At 60.5% G+C, this 17,048-nt stretch carries 13 protein-coding genes and 1 pseudogene; 8 read left to right on the top strand and 6 right to left on the bottom strand.

The features are described from left to right. The first annotated feature begins 114 nt into the window (after positions 1-114). Together B6S44_RS19560 and B6S44_RS19565 are read left to right on the top strand one after the other, a co-directional pair. On the top strand, positions 115-789 hold the full coding sequence (locus tag B6S44_RS19560) for a S24 family peptidase (protein ID WP_129158536.1): 675 nt from the start codon (positions 115-117) through the stop codon (positions 787-789). A 9-nt stretch (positions 790-798) separates the two neighbouring features. Further along, positions 799-1,176 carry a hypothetical protein gene (locus tag B6S44_RS19565; RefSeq protein WP_129158537.1) on the top strand — a complete coding sequence of 126 codons (378 nt, stop codon included), beginning with the start codon at positions 799-801 and terminating at the stop codon, positions 1,174-1,176. 28 nt (positions 1,177-1,204) lie between these two features. On the opposite strand, the gene B6S44_RS19570 is transcribed toward B6S44_RS19565, so the two are convergent. Further along, positions 1,205-1,534: a hypothetical protein gene (locus B6S44_RS19570; protein ID WP_129158538.1), complete on the bottom strand. Its 330-nt coding sequence runs from the start codon at positions 1,532-1,534 to the stop codon at positions 1,205-1,207. A 111-nt stretch (positions 1,535-1,645) separates the two neighbouring features. Here B6S44_RS19570 and B6S44_RS19575 point away from each other — a divergent pair, with 111 nt between their 5' ends. From B6S44_RS19575 to B6S44_RS19585, 3 genes are all read left to right on the top strand, one after another. After that, the gene (locus B6S44_RS19575) at positions 1,646-2,032 is read left to right on the top strand and encodes a hypothetical protein (RefSeq protein ID WP_129158539.1); all 387 of its coding nucleotides are present in this window, start codon (positions 1,646-1,648) and stop codon (positions 2,030-2,032) included. After that, positions 2,032-2,382 carry a hypothetical protein gene (locus B6S44_RS19580; RefSeq protein WP_129158540.1) on the top strand — a complete coding sequence of 117 codons (351 nt, stop codon included), beginning with the start codon at positions 2,032-2,034 and terminating at the stop codon, positions 2,380-2,382. The genes B6S44_RS19575 and B6S44_RS19580 overlap by 1 nt, the downstream gene beginning before the upstream one ends. A 79-nt stretch (positions 2,383-2,461) precedes the next feature. After that, on the top strand, positions 2,462-7,552 hold the full coding sequence (locus B6S44_RS19585) for a P-loop NTPase family protein (protein WP_129158541.1): 5,091 nt from the start codon (positions 2,462-2,464) through the stop codon (positions 7,550-7,552). Between the two features lie 641 nt (positions 7,553-8,193). On the opposite strand, the gene B6S44_RS19590 is transcribed toward B6S44_RS19585, so the two are convergent. The 3 genes and pseudogenes from B6S44_RS19590 to B6S44_RS30090 all read right to left on the bottom strand — a co-directional run bounded on the left by B6S44_RS19590 (position 8,194) and on the right by B6S44_RS30090 (position 11,019). Then, positions 8,194-8,751, bottom strand: coding sequence for a hypothetical protein (locus B6S44_RS19590; RefSeq protein WP_129158542.1), 558 nt, complete (start codon positions 8,749-8,751; stop codon positions 8,194-8,196). Between the two features lie 52 nt (positions 8,752-8,803). Continuing rightward, positions 8,804-9,046 (bottom strand): annotated as a pseudogene (locus B6S44_RS19595) (hypothetical protein); the annotation flags it as partial. 167 nt (positions 9,047-9,213) lie between these two features. Continuing rightward, positions 9,214-11,019, bottom strand: a complete 1,806-nt coding sequence (locus B6S44_RS30090; RefSeq protein ID WP_129158544.1) for a calcium-binding protein — start codon at positions 11,017-11,019, stop codon at positions 9,214-9,216. 613 nt (positions 11,020-11,632) lie between these two features. Here B6S44_RS30090 and B6S44_RS19605 point away from each other — a divergent pair. Beyond that, positions 11,633-12,718 carry an acyltransferase family protein gene (locus B6S44_RS19605; RefSeq protein WP_164985887.1) on the top strand — a complete coding sequence of 362 codons (1,086 nt, stop codon included), beginning with the start codon at positions 11,633-11,635 and terminating at the stop codon, positions 12,716-12,718. Positions 12,719-13,355: 637 nt separating this feature from the next. After that, a complete protein-coding gene (locus tag B6S44_RS19610) occupies positions 13,356-14,144 on the top strand; it encodes an O-methyltransferase (RefSeq protein ID WP_164985888.1) in 789 nt (262 codons plus the stop codon). 40 nt (positions 14,145-14,184) lie between these two features. Here the strand turns inward: B6S44_RS19610 and B6S44_RS19615 are convergent, their stop codons facing one another. Together B6S44_RS19615 and B6S44_RS19620 are read right to left on the bottom strand one after the other, a co-directional pair. Next, the gene (locus B6S44_RS19615; RefSeq protein WP_129158547.1) at positions 14,185-15,165 is read right to left on the bottom strand and encodes a class I SAM-dependent methyltransferase; all 981 of its coding nucleotides are present in this window, start codon (positions 15,163-15,165) and stop codon (positions 14,185-14,187) included. A gap of 246 nt (positions 15,166-15,411) precedes the next feature. After that, positions 15,412-16,278: a MipA/OmpV family protein gene (locus B6S44_RS19620; RefSeq protein WP_164985889.1), complete on the bottom strand. Its 867-nt coding sequence runs from the start codon at positions 16,276-16,278 to the stop codon at positions 15,412-15,414. A gap of 509 nt (positions 16,279-16,787) precedes the next feature. Between B6S44_RS19620 and B6S44_RS19625 the strand changes: the two genes are divergently transcribed. Further along, positions 16,788-16,994: a CsbD family protein gene (locus tag B6S44_RS19625; protein ID WP_057187726.1), complete on the top strand. Its 207-nt coding sequence runs from the start codon at positions 16,788-16,790 to the stop codon at positions 16,992-16,994. Positions 16,995-17,048 lie beyond the last annotated feature (54 nt).

Raw genomic sequence — 17,048 nt, forward strand, 5'->3', positions numbered from 1 at the left:
CACGTCACCTTTGATGTGTTAACCACACTTGTGGGCGGCACTTGTGGCGAGATCATCAGATATGCGAGGCAGTGTCAACGCAAATCTGGCGATTAACTGCAGTAAGGATCAAATTTGCTGATTGACCCGGCAAAAATGGCGGAAAGGCTTTCTGATGCAATCAATCGTGCCGGCGGTCGCGGCAGGGTCGCTTCGCTGACGGAAATTCCGCAATCTTCGATCGATAGATACTGCCGCAATCAGTCGGAGATCCCGGCTCTGCGCATGGGCGAGATCGCACGCGCTTGCGCAGTGACGACCGACTACCTCATTTATGGGGAGGATTTTTCGGCAGATCTGGTGAGAGCCGAACTCGCCGCGTCACCGGTCAACGACAACGTCGTGATGATTCCCATGCTAGACGTCATCGCCTCGGCCGGACCGGGCATCGAAAACGCCAGGCCCTATGAGATTGGCAAGTTGCCATTCCCGCGCACTTGGTTGCTCGAGTTGGGCTTGCCAGAGAAGTTCGCGCGGTTCGCGGACAGCCGCGGTGACAGCATGACTCCGACGATCCCTGACGGCGCGATTTGCCTGATCGACATCCGGATCGACAGGCCGCGCAAGGATGGAATCTACGTGCTGGTCGATGGCAACAATGTTCGGATCAAGCGCATCGCAATAGGCTGGCAGGGGGCGATCCAGCTGCTGAGCGACAATGAACGCTATGCGGCCGAGACGCTTGCTGCTCCGGACGCTGAAGCCCTGCGGGTTGCCGGCCGGGTGGTTTGGGCTGGCGGTGAGATCTAGGGAGCAAATATGAGGACGACGGCGATAATCCTCGCGCATCTGCTGATAAGCGGCGCTAGCCCCGCTTTGGCGCAAGAGCGGCACCCGCTGGTGACGAAATTCATCGAGCTTCGCGTAGCTGCCCGCGTCGTCTCTGACAAATGCGAAGGCTGGTCTCTCAATCCAGCCGTTGGCGCCCTAATGAGCACGGTGATTGGCTTTGCTGGGCTCGCTCATCAGGTCGAGCGCATCGATGAAGCGGAGATTGCCGGAATCGCGGATCGCTCGATCGCAGAACACTGGCAGTCAGATCGGGTTGCTGAGCAATGCGAAGCGGCACGCACTTTGACGATGCCGAACCCGGTGAAGCCAGAAGAGACACTCCCGCTCTTCGTCCAGGCGCGGTAGAAGGCGGCCTTTCGGCCGCCTTCCAGATTCAAGCCACTTTCAAGTCGCGCTCGCCGATATCCCAGCGCTCGAAATCAGCATCATCCTCGTTGCGCAGGCCGTCCACATCGGCCGGCAGCTTGCCGTGGCGGGCAATGATGGTGGCATCGTCCCAGTCGCCAGTCGTCGGGTTGCCGGTGCGGTAAAAAGCAACGACGCCAGCTCGCGACGACGTGTATCGCTCAAATAGTCGCTGGGCATGATCCCGATCGCGTGCCGGCATCGGATCATCAGCCGAAATGCCGTTCCGACCCGCCATCTGGTAGGTTTGCACGACGTAGTAGGTCAGTTTCTCGACGACTTCATAAGGCCCGTTCAAGATAGACGCTCCTGTTAGGCCTCATTCCCTATCGGGAGGCCCAACCTAGGATTGCTTGCCTATCAGAACGAAACAAGAACACTTCCTGACGCCACGAGTCAGGAGGGGTCAATGGTCAAACGCAAAGGCGAGGTTACCAACAAGCACAAGAACCGCTCGCATCCTTTCCAGGTCGAGATAGTCATTCCGGGCCGCGGGCTCGGGAACGCAATTGGGATCATGTATCGCTGGGCCGTTCACTACGACCACGAGACCACGGAGCTGAGCGAGCCAGGCCGCCGCGAAATAAGGCTGATGCGATGGTGCTTCTGCAGCCGGGAGGTGGCGGATGCCTTTGCCACGGACTTTGGCGGGCGGCGTGTCGATCTAGCGGTCGATCATTGTGCGCTGAAGATCGACAAACCCGACGCTCAAGAGCTTGCCCGGCGTGCCAAGGCGCAGACTTTCGGCCTTTATGAGCTCGGGATTTCAGGCTGTCACAACGTGGCAGACCGCTGATGCCCGCTCTGATCCTGCGCCGAACCTGCCCTGACCACCACGACGAGAAGAAGCGTAACGAGTTCTGGTCGGTGGATTGCGTGGACGTCCGGGTAGGCACCATCGTGCTGCACCAAGGGCGATCCGATAGCGCGCCGGTTTGGCAATGGGTCATCCACCTGCATGCTGGTCGGCACCAGAACGGTATGCGCGGAACTGATGGCTCCGCCGGATCGCGAGAGGAGGCGATGGTGGCGTTTCGCCATTCTTTCGAGCAGTGTCTGGCGCACATCGGTAGCGAAGGCTGGCATCGCCATCTCTGTCATATGGCGCTGGTCAGCGCGCGTGCCGCGGGACCAAAGAGGTATTGATCGCTATGGTCCCGCGCCTGCGCTCGCCGCTGTGGCCGGTTAGCTTGACGGCCGACCGCGGGGTACGCACAACTCGGCAATGTCCGGCGAAGAGGTTGACAACGAAGAAGAAGAGCGTGGGTCAAGCCCGGCCGCTCGCGGAGGCGCCGGCGTCTACATAGAAGGCGAACTGGGCGCCTTCTATCTGCTCGCTATGCTCGCCCGCAGCGAGCCACGGGGATTGAAGAATACTCGGATCGAACGGGTACGCTTTCAGGGCGTCGAGTTGGGGTATGCCCTTGACGACCTGATTGTTCACGCTAGCAACGCCGCAGGCGAGAGCCTCCTCGAAATTCAGTCCAAGCGGACAATCACCTTCGCGCCCAAAGATCCCGTCTTCCGAGAGGTCTGCGCGCAGATCGCAACAAGCACAAACGCATCGTGCCCCGAAGAGCGCCATTTCCTCGGCGTAGCCACCCAAAGGACCAGCAACGCCATATCCGGCGCGTATCAGGACGTGCTCCAGTGGGCGGACATGGCCGGCACCAGTGCCGATTTCTTCCGGCGCTTGTCTGCGAAAGGCGTCGCGAGCAAATCCATGCGCGACTTTGTTGCGACGTTCCGCGCTAACCTCGTCGCGGAAGGGGTCGATGAGAATGACGACGCCATTTGGCGCATCCTTCGCCGGTTTCTGATCCTTGAATTCGACTTCGAGTCGAGCTCGCCAGTCGCGCGGACGCTCGGGCTCGTCCTGGCGGGACAAGTGCTGTCCGACGAGGATACGCCGCGCGCTGGCGCGTTGTGGAGCACCCTCATCGAAATTTCCATCGCGACCAGCAAGGCTGGCGGATCTCTCGATCTCCAAACATTGTCGGAAGAACTGCGCAACCGTGGCTTCCGCCTGGCCGGCGATCGGAATTTTTCGCTGGCTAGAGCTAGGCTCAAAGAAATGGCCGGCATGGCGTTGGCCAACATTGGCAACACGATCGCAGGTCTGCACTTGCCGCGGCTCGACGCGATCGCCGCGGTCGATTCCGCGCTGGAGAGTCACCGGCTCATCGAAATCCGCGGAGGTCCGGGCGTCGGCAAATCAGGGGTGCTTCGCCACTTGGCTGAGCGCCACCTAAGGCAGTCGCACGTCATTGTGCTCGACCCGGTGGGCACACCCGATGGCGGATGGATCGCGTACGCCCAATCGATTGGGGTGTCGGCCACGGCGAAGGCGTTTCTGAGCGATCTTGCCGCCAGCGGCGGCGGTGTTCTTTTCATCGACAGCCTGGAGATGTTCGCCGAGCCCGGGCGACAGCGGACGGTCAACGACCTGCTGCTCGAGGTCAGCAGGATCGAAGGATTTACCGTCATAGCGACCGCCCGTTCCGAGTTCGGGAAGGATGGAGAAACCTGGCTGGCGGATGATGCCCTTGCCGCCCTCGGAGCCGGCCAAACGGTTAGCGTCGGGGAGCTTCAGGACGCCGAAGTCGAGATGCTCAGCGATCATGCGCCGGCGCTTCGCGCGCTGCTTGCCACCGGTCACCCCGCGGCTCCTATCGCCCGTAACCTTTATCGCCTCTCCCGTCTGCTCAAGGTGCCCAGCTCGGCCACCATCCGGACCGAGGCCGCACTCGCGGATTATTGGTGGCGGACCGCTGACGGCGCTTCCGCCGACGTAGTGCGCGCAGCTCAGCGGATACTCGCCGATCTGGTCGACAAATCCCTCACTGGGGGAGACGCGCTGGAGCTGAAAAGCGACTCGACCGCCCGGTCGCACCTCTTGCGATCGCTGACGCTACGCGAGGGTAGGCGCGACCATCTCGGCTTCTATCACGACGTCCTGCGCGATTGGGCCGTCGCATGCCGTATCCACGAGGACCGCAGTCACCTAACAACCCTCGATCTGACTGCTCCCGTTTCGCCGCGCATTGCGCGCGGCATCGAGTTTGCCGGGCGGTTGTCCCTTGAGATGCAGAACGGGTGCGACTCTTGGCTGGAGATCCTCACCCTTCTGTCGCCTGCGGGCTCTCACGGTTCATGGAGGCGCCAGGCGCTACTAGCGATCGTGCGATCCGAGCTGGGACTAAGCCTGCTCGATCGCTGCGGTGTGGCTCTGCTCGCACAAGGAGGCTCGCTATTCCGGGAGCTATGCAGGGCCATCGTCGCGGTCGAAACGGTTGCGACCGCGGATCTTCTCAAAAGCGTAGATCAGGGCGGAACTCAGCCTGTCGTGCCAAGGTCGCTGCGAACCAACACCACTGGGTCCGCCGCGGTGCTTTTGCTGTGGTGCGCGAGCCACTCGAAGAATATCCCCCTGCAGGCGATTGGTGCAGTCATCGACCTCGTCGAGATCCAGTATGTCATCCTGATGGGTTCTCCGACCCTGGCAAAGTCCGTCGCTAAGATGCTATTTGACTGGCTGCTGCAGCTGGACGTTCGAGACGCTCTCAGGACAATACCCAGTAGCAAGATGGCGGGTAACGTCGACCGGCAGGCGGGCGATCGGCTGGTGGAAGATCTGCGAATGTGGTCGCTTTTGCTTACCGTCCACGCGCCCGATGACGCCAAAGCCTACCTCCGTGCAGTCGCCGCTGAGCCTGGCACCCACAAAGTGAAGGCGATTCGATCGTTCAGCAGCTTTCTCGTACATGCTGCGCCGAGCGAGCTTGCCGCGTTGATCGTCGGCAGTCTGATCGAGCACAAGGAGCGTGAATCTCCAAATGGCCGATCTCGCGACCGTGAGTTCAGCTTCGCCGATTCGGACTACCTTCCGCCATCGCCCGCGCAGCCACCCTTCTTCGATTTGCTCCAGGCCTCGCCCCAGATTGGGCTCGGTCTGATCCGAAAGCTAACGCTGGAGGCGATCTCTCACGGTTCGCGCGGCGCCGGTGCCAGCGCCGACGGTTTCACACTCGTGTTCGAGAACGGGCCGCGCTTCTTCCCCTGGAAGCAGAGTTATTTTTGGTCGAGGGACCAGGCTCGAGAATATTCCGTCGCATCTGGTCTCAAAGCGCTCGAAGCATGGGGACACGCTCGGCTCGATGCCGGCGAGCCAATCGACGCGGTGCTCCCCGACATCCTCGGCCCTGATGGTAGTTGTGCCGCTTATCTCCTCGTGGCCGTCGACCTGCTGATCTCCCACTGGCCGGCAAGCCGCGAGGCGCTTGTGCCATTCATGGCGTGTCCTGAGCTCCTCGCCACCGAACACTCGCGCCATTCCCTTGACCTGATGGACGATGGGTCATTTTCGGGCCGCGAGCCTTCCGGCAAGGTGCTGCTCGCCGATCTGGCGGCACGTCCTTCCCGCAGCATACCACTCGCAAACATGGTGGTTGGTTGTCTCGCCGATGATGCGCTTGCGAACCGGCTGCGCACTCAGCTCAAAGCCGCGGTCGACGCGCTCGGCCGCTTCGACGAGCGTGCCAATTTTAGCGATCCAGCGTTCATGGGAGCGTATGTGCTGAACATGCTGCACCCGGAAAACTGGGTCGCGGCCGAAAGGGGACGTGCTTATCGGTCGCCGCTTGCGAAAGCCGAGCACCTCGAGCGGTTGAGCAAGCGGTCCGATCAACTGGTCCGATCAAGCGAAGTCGAAGCAAAAATCAATCTTGCCATTGGCGATGCCGCCCGAGCTTCGCCCGAAGTTGCCCGCGAAGCGGCAGACTATGCGGCCGGAGAACTGCCAGGCGACAGCGATACCGGCGCGTCGAAAATGCGATCGACACAGTTAGTAGCCACCGCGATGCTGATAGCACGCGACGGCGACGAAATCTTACTCGACACGCAAGAGCATTGGGTGCGTTCGGCAATCGATCGTGCCCTAGCCGAGAGCGTCGACGGAGGTGCAGGGTCGGGCGACAAACTCCGGTACAACCGGCCGGCGCTTGCAATCTGCGCCCTCGTCCATCTGTGGCTTCGTAAGCGCACGCCGGGGGATCGCGAAACCCTGATCGCGAGCGCTGCCCGTAGGGACCGCTCGGCTCCTACGGCATTCGCGGCTGCCTTAGATGCAATTCTCGCTGACGATCCCAGGCTTTTGAAAGCCGCCGTCCGTGCCGCCTTCGCGAGTTGCACATACCGCTGGCGTCCTAGCAACGAGGACGCATCGGCGCAGGCGCGGTTCGAGCATGAAAAGGCCGCCAAGGACGCGCGCGCCGCGGCGGCCGAGATGGAATGGCTAGATGGCGGACCTGAGCCTGAGTGGCCGGCGTTTCCGGACGAATGTCGTGGCATTGCGCCGCTAGCGGATGACGAGCTGACCGATCCGTTGGTCGACTCTGTGACCGGCGACGCGACGATCCGGACCGACAGCCAATTGGCCGCGCGATGGTTGCGATTGCTCACCGGCAAAGCAGGGTCCGCGATCGAGTGGCGCGGCGAGATTGTCGATGCCTATGCTACCTGGTCAGCCGAAGTAAACGGCCATGGCCTCCCGCCGGCGACAGAGATTGAGGGGCGCAAGCACGAGTGGAACGAACAGTTCTACGCGCTACTCGGAATAGCCATGATGGACATGACTCCGCCACGCTTCGCGGAGCAGTTGAGGCTAGTCACGGGTCTGCCGGATAAATCGTTCGGCGACGTGGCCGAACCACTTATTCACGCGGCTGACGTCCTCTATTTCAACGACCCACAGCGCAATTCGGAGCGCGCGGTTGAGCTGCGCACGCTGCTTACTCAGCGGACGCTGGCGCTGCGCAGATGGACCTGGTCGCGCCGCCCCGGAGATTTGTCGATTGACCGGGAAACTGCGCGGATCGTCGCAAAGGTCCTAATGAACACTCACGATTCATTCGCTGGAACGCAGAGCTATTTGGTGCAGGGTGTCTTCGATCGTGTCGATCCGCTGCTCGATGTGCTGCGTCCGCTTCTTCCCGGCGGCCCGACCGCTTTCATCGCTCGATGCACGATGAACATGCTCCTCGTGGCGCCGCGCGCTCGCCATATCGACTTCCTCCTCTCGGGTGTCGAGGCTTGGCTCAAGCACTTGCCAACAGATCAGGCGATGTGGGTTACGTTAGGGATCGGTCGGAAGGTCATCGGCTGGTTCGAAAAGGCAATCATCGATGAACCTGGACTGCTCGGCCTCGAGCATCCCCACCACGATCGTATCGATGCAGCGTTGGGTCGCCTCGTGGATCTTGGGGTGCCCGAGGCCCACGAGATGGAGAAGCTGGTCGAATATGCCCGTGGTCCGTAAGGCACGATCAAGCCCGGCTAGAACCATGGCAAATTGTTTGCTGGGTTGTATGCGCACATCAGGGTTGCCTGACAGCCAACGCCCGCAGAGTCAGATAAGAGCCATTTTCGGCTGTAGCGTGAGTGGACGGCTGGTGTCCGAATTGGTCAGGAACCAGATGTCGAGCAGCCTAATGGAGTTCCGAGTTACTTGGCAGCGCCTCGCGGCGTAGGAGCGACGTTGCTCTTTGAAAACGTTCGCTAAAATAGAACTCGGAAGGAGCGGCCGACCCTGTCCTGATTCTTCCGAGTTTAAAGGGCTCCCTCAAGCTTTTCGGGGCTTCTGGCGACCGTCTGGGCATTGCGATCGACGGCTATTGCCATTTGGTCATTCGCTCGGAAGCGCAGCCTGGCCTGTCCATGTCATACGCGAGGGCGCTTAAGTACTTGCAGCACTGCGCCTTTCCGCCCGATCCCAGCTAATCCCGCCTGATCCCGCCTATCCCCTGCCATTGCCATCTGATCGTTCGTTTCACAGCGGTGTTGTAGCGCGAACAACCAAATGGCACCTAGCGAACGATCAAATGGCAACAGATCGCATTTCTGAGAATGGCCAGGTTCTCCAATGATGCAGCCCGACCGCCTCTCCTCGGAACGTGGCCGTTATTTCACCAAGCTTTCGAGATGCGCCTTGACGCGAGGGTGAGTGGCAGCGTGCTCCTGATAGCGGCGCATGCGCTCGCGGTCCGCTTGAGTGAAGTTCAATTCGGCCGATCGGCCAAATTTTTCGGCCGCCCGCTCCTTAAAAAAGTCAATCGCACCTCCTAGTATGTCTTCCCAAAAGGCCGCGCGCTCTATGAATTTCAGCAGAAATTCGCGCCCGCCTTGGCGTTGGGGGTGACCTCCCACGCTCATCCCGAAAGCACGATAGTAGTCGTGGGCGATGAAATTCCGATCTTGATAGAACGTCACTAGATCTGGCGTACGAATAAATAGCGCGTCTCCAAACGCCTCCACGAGCTGGCCGAGAGTGGCCTTAAGCTCGCTTGGATCACCTCGAAGAAACTTCTCCGGCGTAAGGTCTCGGAATCGACGCTCTTTCTGCCCTTCGGGAGAATGCGCAATATGGGATGCAAGGCCATAAAGCGCGAACTCGACGCGTTGAGCAACGACCAGCGCTAGACCAAGCAAAGGATAGTCCTCGAGGGGAAGGTCGCGCATTTTAGAGATCCTGAAATCACTAGATGGAAGGGCCGACGATCTGGAGCGCTCGCTAAAATAGTGAACCCTGCTTTGGCGTATCCGGAGGGGGCGGAGGCGGTTCGGGCTCGACCGGCGCAGCGGTCGCTGGGTCGTCGTCGCCGACGCCGGTCTTGTTCATACGCCGGTTGACGATCCACTCCTGCAGCTCTGGCGGCGCCTTCATCAGGATCTCCTTGCCGGCCGAGCCGTCGAGCCAGGCATCGAAGTCGTCGGGGTGCAGCATCGCCGGCATGCGGTTGTGGATACTTTCCGTGAGCCACGCCGCCGCTCGGGCGCTTTAAATGCAATCCATGGGCTGGCCGTCGTGAGACGCCCCGTCAGCTCCCTCACCTACCTGGCGCGGCCCTTATTTTCTAGAACGCCTTGTCGAATGCGTCGGACCGTCTCAGCTTGTCCCGCAATCCTCCCGGGCCGACGGGGTCATACGAACAGGAAGTCGCTCTGATGCAGCAGCGCGAGGTTGACATTCTGCAACGTCAGCGAGGTGCCGGCGTCGAATGCAAAAACCACATCTGCCCCGGACTGGCTCGCAAAGCTCATCAGCTTCGCAAACGAATCGGCCAGGACCGGATCAATCTGCACGACATCGGCATCGGCAATGCCCGCACCTTCGAAATCGCCGATCACGTCGTGCCCATAGCCTGATCTGAAGACGAAAGTGTCCTTGCCGCCGAAACCGAACAGCAGATCGTTGCCGGCTCCTCCCGACAGCACGTTGTTCAAGCTGTTCCCGCCGATTCCGTTGTCGAGGGCGTTGCCAATGCCAGTGACGGCGGTGTCCTGCAGGTTCAAGGCCTCGACATTGTCCGGCAGAACATAGCTGACGCTCGAATAGATGCGGTCATAGCCCTGGTCCTGATCCTCGACCACCGCTGCCGAGGCTGTGCTGACAAAATAGGTATCATTCCCCCGGCCGCCGTAGAGGCTGCCGCCAGCGCGGCTGACAATCGTGTCGTCGCCGTCGCCACCATCAAAAATGGCAGTATCCGTCGCGCCGATCAGGACGTCGTCGAAGCGACTGCCCCGAACACCGTCGATGCTGGAAAAGGTATCCCCTGCCGCTTCGCCCGTATTGGCCACGGCCCCCGAAAGGCTCACCCGCACAGCTTCGGTTGCGTTTTCATAGGTCGCCCAATCGAAGCCGCGGCCGCCCACCAACTGGTCCGCCCCGGTCCCTCCCTCCAGAATTTTGAAGCCGAACGGGCCGGAGAGCGTGTCGTTGCCCGCGCCGCCTCGCAGAATACTGCCATGCCCACCTGAAAGCACGTCGTCGCCGTCGCCACCTTCCATAAGAGTAAACGAACTTCCGATCAGTCTATCGTTGCCCGCCCCGCCATATAGCTTGTCTCCGTCTCCCCACGCCGACAAGACGTCGTTACCATCCAGGCCGTACAGAACGTCCTCGCCATTGCCGCTCGCGATTGAATTGTTCCCATTGTCGCCGATGAGAACATCGTTGCCTGACGAGCCGACCAGCGCCTCGATCGATAGGAACACGTCGCCTGCGGCATCGCCTGTATTAAGTTCGGGGGCGCCGAGGTGCACGAAAACCGGCGCGTAAAAGAGTGCCGTGTCGAAGCCTTCGCCTCCGTTCAGGATGTCGGCGCCCCAGCCCCCATAGAGAGTGTCATTCCCCTGTCCGCCGGCGAGATAGTCGTTCCCCGCGCCGCCATCCAGCGTATCGTTGCCTTCGCCACCGTCGAGATGATCCGCGTGGCTGCCTCCGCGAACGGCGTCATCGCCTGCCCCCGCCGCCACATAGTTCATTCCGTCTCCAGCGACGATATCGTCGATACCTGTCCCGCCGATGATGTAGTCGTCGCGACTGCCGGTCGTAATCTCGTTGACGCGGTCGTAAAAGCCCTGTGTGGTGTAGACCGTCGATGCGCGGTTGGTCGGATCAATTACATCCGTGATCGTATAGCGCAGTTGATCACCATAATATTCAGCGATCGATGTGATTTCCGTCCGATCGAATGTACCGGCATAGGAGCCGCCATAATTTCGAACGACATGCGCAACCGTATGAGTTCCGTCAGGATTGGCGAATGTCACGTCCCAATTCTGGATTGTGTGTGATCCGCGATTGACCATAACGAATGTCTCGCTACGGAAATTTGATCTCGTTCCTGAATCCAGCGCCTGGAAGCCCCGGCCATAAAGCGCAGTCAGATCAAATTCCAGTGCGCGAAGCGTGAAGGCGTCGGCCACGGTCAGGATCGGCATGAAAACTTTCCAGTCTCGCCAACGGGGCCATTCTATCGGCAGTTGTGCCCTCCACCATGCCTCCAGGCAAGGCGAAACGCCTTCCGCCTCAAAGCCTCAACCCATCGTTGTCCAATGACGGCCGCCGGATCTTGGCTGGCCTAAGCCTCGCTCATATCCGCTCTGGCGGTGGCCTTGAGCTTCGATGTCTCGGGCCTGTCATCTCGGCTTGCTTTCGATCCACTCCCCGGGGCCCATGACTGGCGACGCTGCGTTTGGATGAATTTGATCGCCGAAGGGCGTCGTTCAGGCCTTGTCTTCGGCAACCACTGGATTCCTGCAAGACCGAGCGCAAGGAGGCCCATTTGTCGTCCCGTCGCGCCATCCCTCGGTCTTCTGCCTGAAAATCTGAGGCTCGCTGATCTGCACCTCTGCGAATTCCAGCGCGCGGCCGCTTTCGCCACGCAACTTCGCCTCTCGGCTGATGTCCTGCCGTGCTCACGGCCTTGTCCTGTAAGGCCAGTCGCCTATGACAGTCGACAACCATAGGATTCCGACATAACTGCTTGATTGCGCCGTCTTCCGGTTAGCGAGGAAGGCGCGCGTTCTCTCAATGAGGCCAGGCAGCGTATTAATGTTGGATCGCAATCGCAGCCTCGATGGCCTCAGAGGCGTCGCAGTCATTCTCACATTTCTTGTTCATTATTGGGGAACATATATGGCGACCTTTCGGGGAGGAAACCCGAATGTCGTACGCTTTGCTGAGTGGAACAACCCATTCGATAGGGTACTTTACTGGATTTTTCATTCCCATCACGGTGTATATATTTTCTTTATGCTCAGCGGATTTCTCATCTGCCGCATCGCGTTGAAGACGTCCTTTAACTATGCCGCATTTGTCGGCAAGCGTGTGGTTCGTGTCTACCCTGCGTTCTTGCTGGCATTGATCATTTGCGCTGCATTGAGTCCCTTTCTGCTCATCCCGCCGCCGACATGGCAAACCGTCGGCCTGAATCTTCTTTTTCTGAATGGCGTGCCGCAGCTCGGTGTGCCCGGCATCGTGTTCAACAATGTCACGTGGTCTCTCTTCTATGAGATGGCGTTTTATCTTGTTTTCCCGCTGGTCGTCGTAGTTGGGCGACGAGTCGGCGTTCCTATCGTGCCGGCGATCGTTCTAGCGGGCATAATCGCAGCATATTTGCCGGGTGTGATGGGGTTCTACGCCGAGTTCTTTCTGTTCCTGTTCGCGGGTGCACTGGTCGCAACCTTTAGCCAGTCGGCGGTTAAAGCTGTCGCCGAGGCCTTCCCGGACTATGCGGTGATTGCGCTCTATCTTCTCATAACGAGCTTCTTCACAGTCGGTTTGTTGACGACATCGCAGTTCGTCTGGGCATTCGCCGGGTGCGGTTCGGTTATCCTCTGCAAAGCGATCGATGGGCAGAGTGCTATTGCCCGTGCGCTAGCCTGGAAGCCTCTGTCCGAACTCGGCCGGATCTCGTACTCATTCTATTTGCTGCACTCGGTCGCCATCAGCCTCGTCTTCAAGGAATGGTGGCTGCTGTACATTCAACGCGCCGGCACCATACCTAACGCAATCTATCTCGGAGCGGCGGCCTTCGCTGGCTCGACTTTTCTGGCCTGGGTTTCCTATCAGCTTGCCGAGCGTTTCTACTTCAAGAGCCATGCCCCCGTTGACGTGCGGGCTCTTGAGCCGGCCTGACGGTTGAATAGAGCGGTGAAGAGGCGATGTGCGGTGCGGTTTACCCGCGCGGCGCGCCGACCCGAGAAGGTGGGCGAGCGCAAATATTCAGGCTCTGGCGATTGTTCCAGCCACCGCAGCGTTTTCCGCCCTGACGGCCGCAAGTTGCATGGCGATCTGCTGTGCTGGAGCGCCCCTCATGGACCACGACAGAATTCGACAGGCTCAGGACTTGCGTGTGAAAGCGTTCAAGTGCCGCCGTTGGGCCGTTACGGCCTGCGATGATGAGGCCGCGGCCCGCCTGACGGCCATGGCGAGCGCCTACGAGGCGCAAGCGGAAGCCCTCGAACAGGACGTTGCTCCACCCGGCCGGGCGCAGCAGGGACGATAGGCGCCGGCTTACGCCAGGGTTCGGCCGATTGAGGTGCCGTCGCCGGTTGCATTGGCAGGACCCGGCCATGGCAGCTGCTGAGGTTGCCTTGTCCAAATGCGGCTCCTGGTGACGACTCGCCGTACGGCGCCGAGGAGCGACGCTCCACCTAGTAAACTGAGCTCGCTCCCGCGACCGAACGGTGATCGATTTCGCCGTCGTTTTCACCCCTGGGTTGCGTGCTTTGGTGACCGCTCTAAATTCCAAGCGGTCGCGGGGCGCGATACGATGGACAAAAGCTTCTCGGATAAGGACTACGCCGGATGGCGCGAACGTAGTGCGCGTCCTCCGAAGAGGAAGTATCCGCTGGATCGTGCTGTCGCGAGGGTATCGAGCTGGGAGCCGTTCGGCGCGCTCTCCGTCAACTCCCTGCGTCCATACCGGAGCACCTATCGGTTTCACACCGCTTTCGACGCGGGCCACCGCGCTCTTCGCAGCTGTGCAATGGGCAGGTTCGGGCTACCGTTCCTGATCGACATCGGCATCGACGGCTTCTTGCTGAAGGCTGATGCGTTGAAACTTCATGAGATGACGCGCCGCTCGTCGGGCAACATTTTGGAGTTGGGGACTCACAAGGGCCTGTCGACGTCGATCATGGCCAAGGCGCTGAACGCTCGCGGTTCCGGCCAGCTGGAAACAGTGGACATCGACGCGGACGCCAACGCTGTCGCCCGCACAAATGTCGCAGCTCGAGAAGGCGCCGAACGTGTGACCTTCACCTTGAAAGACGCGACGCTGCGCTTGGATGAGTTGATCGCCGAAGGGCATCGTTTCGGCTTTGTCTTCGTCGACCACTGGCACGGCTACCAGGCCACCCACGAAGCAGCCTCACGAATGGCATCGGTACTGGAGCCCGGCGGCTTCGTCTTCTTCCATGACTACCTCGGCGCCGGGAATGCGGATCCCGGTCACGTCTACGGGGTGTATCAGGCCGTGCTCGACACGATCTGCGAGGATGAGCGTTTCGCCTTCTACGGCAATTTCGGGTGCTGTGGACTGTACCGGTACTTGCCGTAGGAGTGGCCGAAAGTCAGGCTGGCGGCTAAAATTTCCGAGGCTATCGCTTGGTGAAGATCCCACACCCCGCCATAGGCAGATCCCGGAGTTGATCAGCCGAAAAGGTGTGGTGGTCATAGCGATCAAAGATGGCCCAGGCCCACTTGGGCAACTCGGCTTGATCGATGTCGCGGTAGGCCTTCATCTGATAGGCAAAATGCTGCGTGAACTGCCCGACATTGTCATGAATGGGGTACACGCGAAGGTCCGCCCCCGCCGCATCGGCCAGATCTTGCAAGACCGAGCGCGGGAATGCCCATTTGTCGTCCCGGTCGCGCCATCCCTCAGTCTTCTGCCGGAAAATCTGAGGCTCGAGCTCGCTGATCTGCGCTTCTGCGAATTTCAGCGCCCGCCCGCTTTCGCGGCGCAACTTCGCCTCGCGGGTAATTTCCTGGCAGATCAGCCTCAAGATGGCGTTTCCTGCTTCAAAGGGCTCGAAGAAGAACGCAGAGGCGCCCGGTTTGAGCATCCGCATCGCCATATCGATGAACGGCCCCGGCTCCGCGAGGTGATGCAAGATGGCCGCGCCGAATACGCAGTCGGCTATGCCCTCGTTCAGGTAAGGCTTTTGAGCATCCATCGCGACCGGCAAGCATCGGTCGTTGAGCCCGCGCGAATCCAGCAGCCGCTTCAAGATCGCCAGTAGGTTTGGGCTAATGTCCGTCGCTACCAGCCGCGCGCCCGGATGCAAATCCAGCATCGGCAACGTCGCGTTCCCAAATCCGCACCCTACTTCGACAATTAGCTTTGGATCTTTCAGCCCGATCCGTTCACCAGCCTCACGACAGAGTCCGTGCCAATAGTTGAAGCCCTGATAGCGCCGGTAATAATCCTCGGCGTTCTCAAGGAAGACGGCGTTGACCCCTTCGCGGGCGGCACCCACTTCGCCTTTTGGTGAAAGCACGCCGCTGAAAGCGGGACTTTCGTGCAGTCCCAAATCGAGCAGGGCCTCCCTGAAAATCCCCTCAGCATTGAACACCATTGGCCTCACCTGATTGGATGCGCAACCATAGAGAGCATCGAACTGATGACAAGGCCACCCTGACTGCTGGATAATGCCGTTTTTTGGAACTTGGTCTGGATGGCGAACGCCAGCTTGGCGTGTCCGCTCGCCACTATGTCCAGGCCCTCACTCGCAGAATCACTGGATTCCAGCCCGACGTAGGTGTGCCGGCGGTCGTCGAGGCCGGCATGAAGGCAGACCGGTCCCCCCACCGCACCGCCAGCCTTACAAACCGAATTGGTAAGTCAGCCCGAGGCCTGCCTTGAACTGGTCCTTCGAGCCGCCGGGCCCGGTCACCAACGGGGATTTGGCGGCGTCGCTGACAATCCTTGTATAGCTGCCGAAGGCGGTCGCGGAGAGGTTTTCGGTGATGCGGTAGCGGGCGCTGCCGCCGACGCCGACTTCGGCGACGCCGGCTTTCGCCTTGTAGGGTCGGTAGCCGGATGCCAGCGCCTGGTTGGCTGTGATCCCATAGGCGGATTCGGCGTATTCCTTGTCGAAGAAGCTGACGCGGGGGCCGACCGACAGGTGCAGCCGGTTGTCGAAGAGCGGCAGCCGCGCATCGGCGCTCCAGTCGATGCGCGTGCCGAGATTGCCTTCGGTTTTCTCCAGCAAGCCCAGGGCATTGATCTTGTTCTTGCTGTCGCCGAACGAAACGATGCCTTTGCTGAGCGTGATCTGCGTCGAGAAGAACCGCCCGTAGTCGTATTTGACGAAGGCGCCTGCGGCGAGCGCAGGATCGATGTCGCCGAGGCCGGTCAGATAGCGCCTGCTCTCCTTGACCTCGCGCCCTGGCCGGAGATTCACGAACGCTCCCACCGTGAAGCCGTTTGCCGAAAAGAGGTTTACACCGATGCCCTTGTCGAGAGAGGCAAAGGCGATGTCCCTGTATTTGATGGATACATAGGGGAGCGCAGAGAATTTGGAGTCTTTGGCGCCGAAGAACTTTGGCGAGAACAAGCCAAATGCGCCGAGCTCGACGGTCCAGTCAGGCTTTTTCAGCGCGGTATCCGGGATGGCCTGAGCGGCAGGCCTGGCGAGCTCCGCTGCGGACGCCGCCGACATCGGGAACACGATGGCAAATCCTGCCATCCGGACCCGGCCGCCAAATCGCTGCCGCCTGGGCCTGGCGCTGCCGGCAAATCCGGCCGGCATCTGATCGGGCACTGCGATCAGAGAGGCATGAACCGGGAGGGCTCCTGGCGCGTTTTCACGGGACGCTCTAGCTATTCTGTCCGGCCGGCCGCAGTAACGCATTTCAAAGCTCCAATCGCATGTCGTCTTGACGGCAAGGCCATGCAGCCGCGGCTGCGTGCAGGCGCAGGGCGTTCCGCCCAGTCCATCTGCTCGCTGTAAAGATCGTTGATTGCGCCAGGATTGCCACGGCGGACGACCGCCGCTGATCATCAGGCCGGAGGCTGTCTGGTAGCCTCCGGCGTCCCGCACGCGGGGCAAACTGTCCTGCGGCTACTTCATAAATGGCGGCGAGGCTTTGCCGGCGAGCCGGCCCGCTGCCTGGCTTCCGCCTGATCACTTGCGATCGAACCATTCCGCCGCCGGCGCGTTGTTTCAGTACACCATTCAGAACAGGAGGATGTCCGATGGACTGGAACCGCGTCGAAGGGAACTGGAAGCAACTCAAGGGCAAGGTCAAGGAGCAGTGGGGCAAGCTGACCGATGACGATCTCGATGTCATCGCCGGCAAGCGCGACCAGCTCGAGGGCAAGATTCAGGAGCGCTACGGCATCGAGAAGGACAAGGTCCGGACCGATGTCGACGACTGGTACGGCCGCCAGACCTGGCACTGAGCACTCGCGGTCGCCTCACGCTGCAAGTCGGGCGTGACCGTTGAAAAAAGGCCC

This window comes from Allobosea sp. Tri-44 (assembly GCF_004123845.1).
Lineage (GTDB): Bacteria > Pseudomonadota > Alphaproteobacteria > Rhizobiales > Beijerinckiaceae > Allobosea.

Coding starts and splice junctions, on each gene's coding strand:
- B6S44_RS19565 (WP_129158537.1), top strand. CDS start 799: ATGAGGACGACGGCGATAATCCTCGCGCATCTGCTGATAAGCGGCGCT.
- B6S44_RS19575 (WP_129158539.1), top strand. CDS start 1,646: ATGGTCAAACGCAAAGGCGAGGTTACCAACAAGCACAAGAACCGCTCG.
- B6S44_RS19580 (WP_129158540.1), top strand. CDS start 2,032: ATGCCCGCTCTGATCCTGCGCCGAACCTGCCCTGACCACCACGACGAG.
- B6S44_RS19585 (WP_129158541.1), top strand. CDS start 2,462: ATGTCCGGCGAAGAGGTTGACAACGAAGAAGAAGAGCGTGGGTCAAGC.
- B6S44_RS19590 (WP_129158542.1), bottom strand. CDS start 8,751: ATGCGCGACCTTCCCCTCGAGGACTATCCTTTGCTTGGTCTAGCGCTG.
- B6S44_RS30090 (WP_129158544.1), bottom strand. CDS start 11,019: ATGCCGATCCTGACCGTGGCCGACGCCTTCACGCTTCGCGCACTGGAA.
- B6S44_RS19605 (WP_164985887.1), top strand. CDS start 11,633: ATGTTGGATCGCAATCGCAGCCTCGATGGCCTCAGAGGCGTCGCAGTC.
- B6S44_RS19610 (WP_164985888.1), top strand. CDS start 13,356: ATGGACAAAAGCTTCTCGGATAAGGACTACGCCGGATGGCGCGAACGT.
- B6S44_RS19615 (WP_129158547.1), bottom strand. CDS start 15,165: ATGGTGTTCAATGCTGAGGGGATTTTCAGGGAGGCCCTGCTCGATTTG.
- B6S44_RS19620 (WP_164985889.1), bottom strand. CDS start 16,278: ATGGCAGGATTTGCCATCGTGTTCCCGATGTCGGCGGCGTCCGCAGCG.
- B6S44_RS19625 (WP_057187726.1), top strand. CDS start 16,788: ATGGACTGGAACCGCGTCGAAGGGAACTGGAAGCAACTCAAGGGCAAG.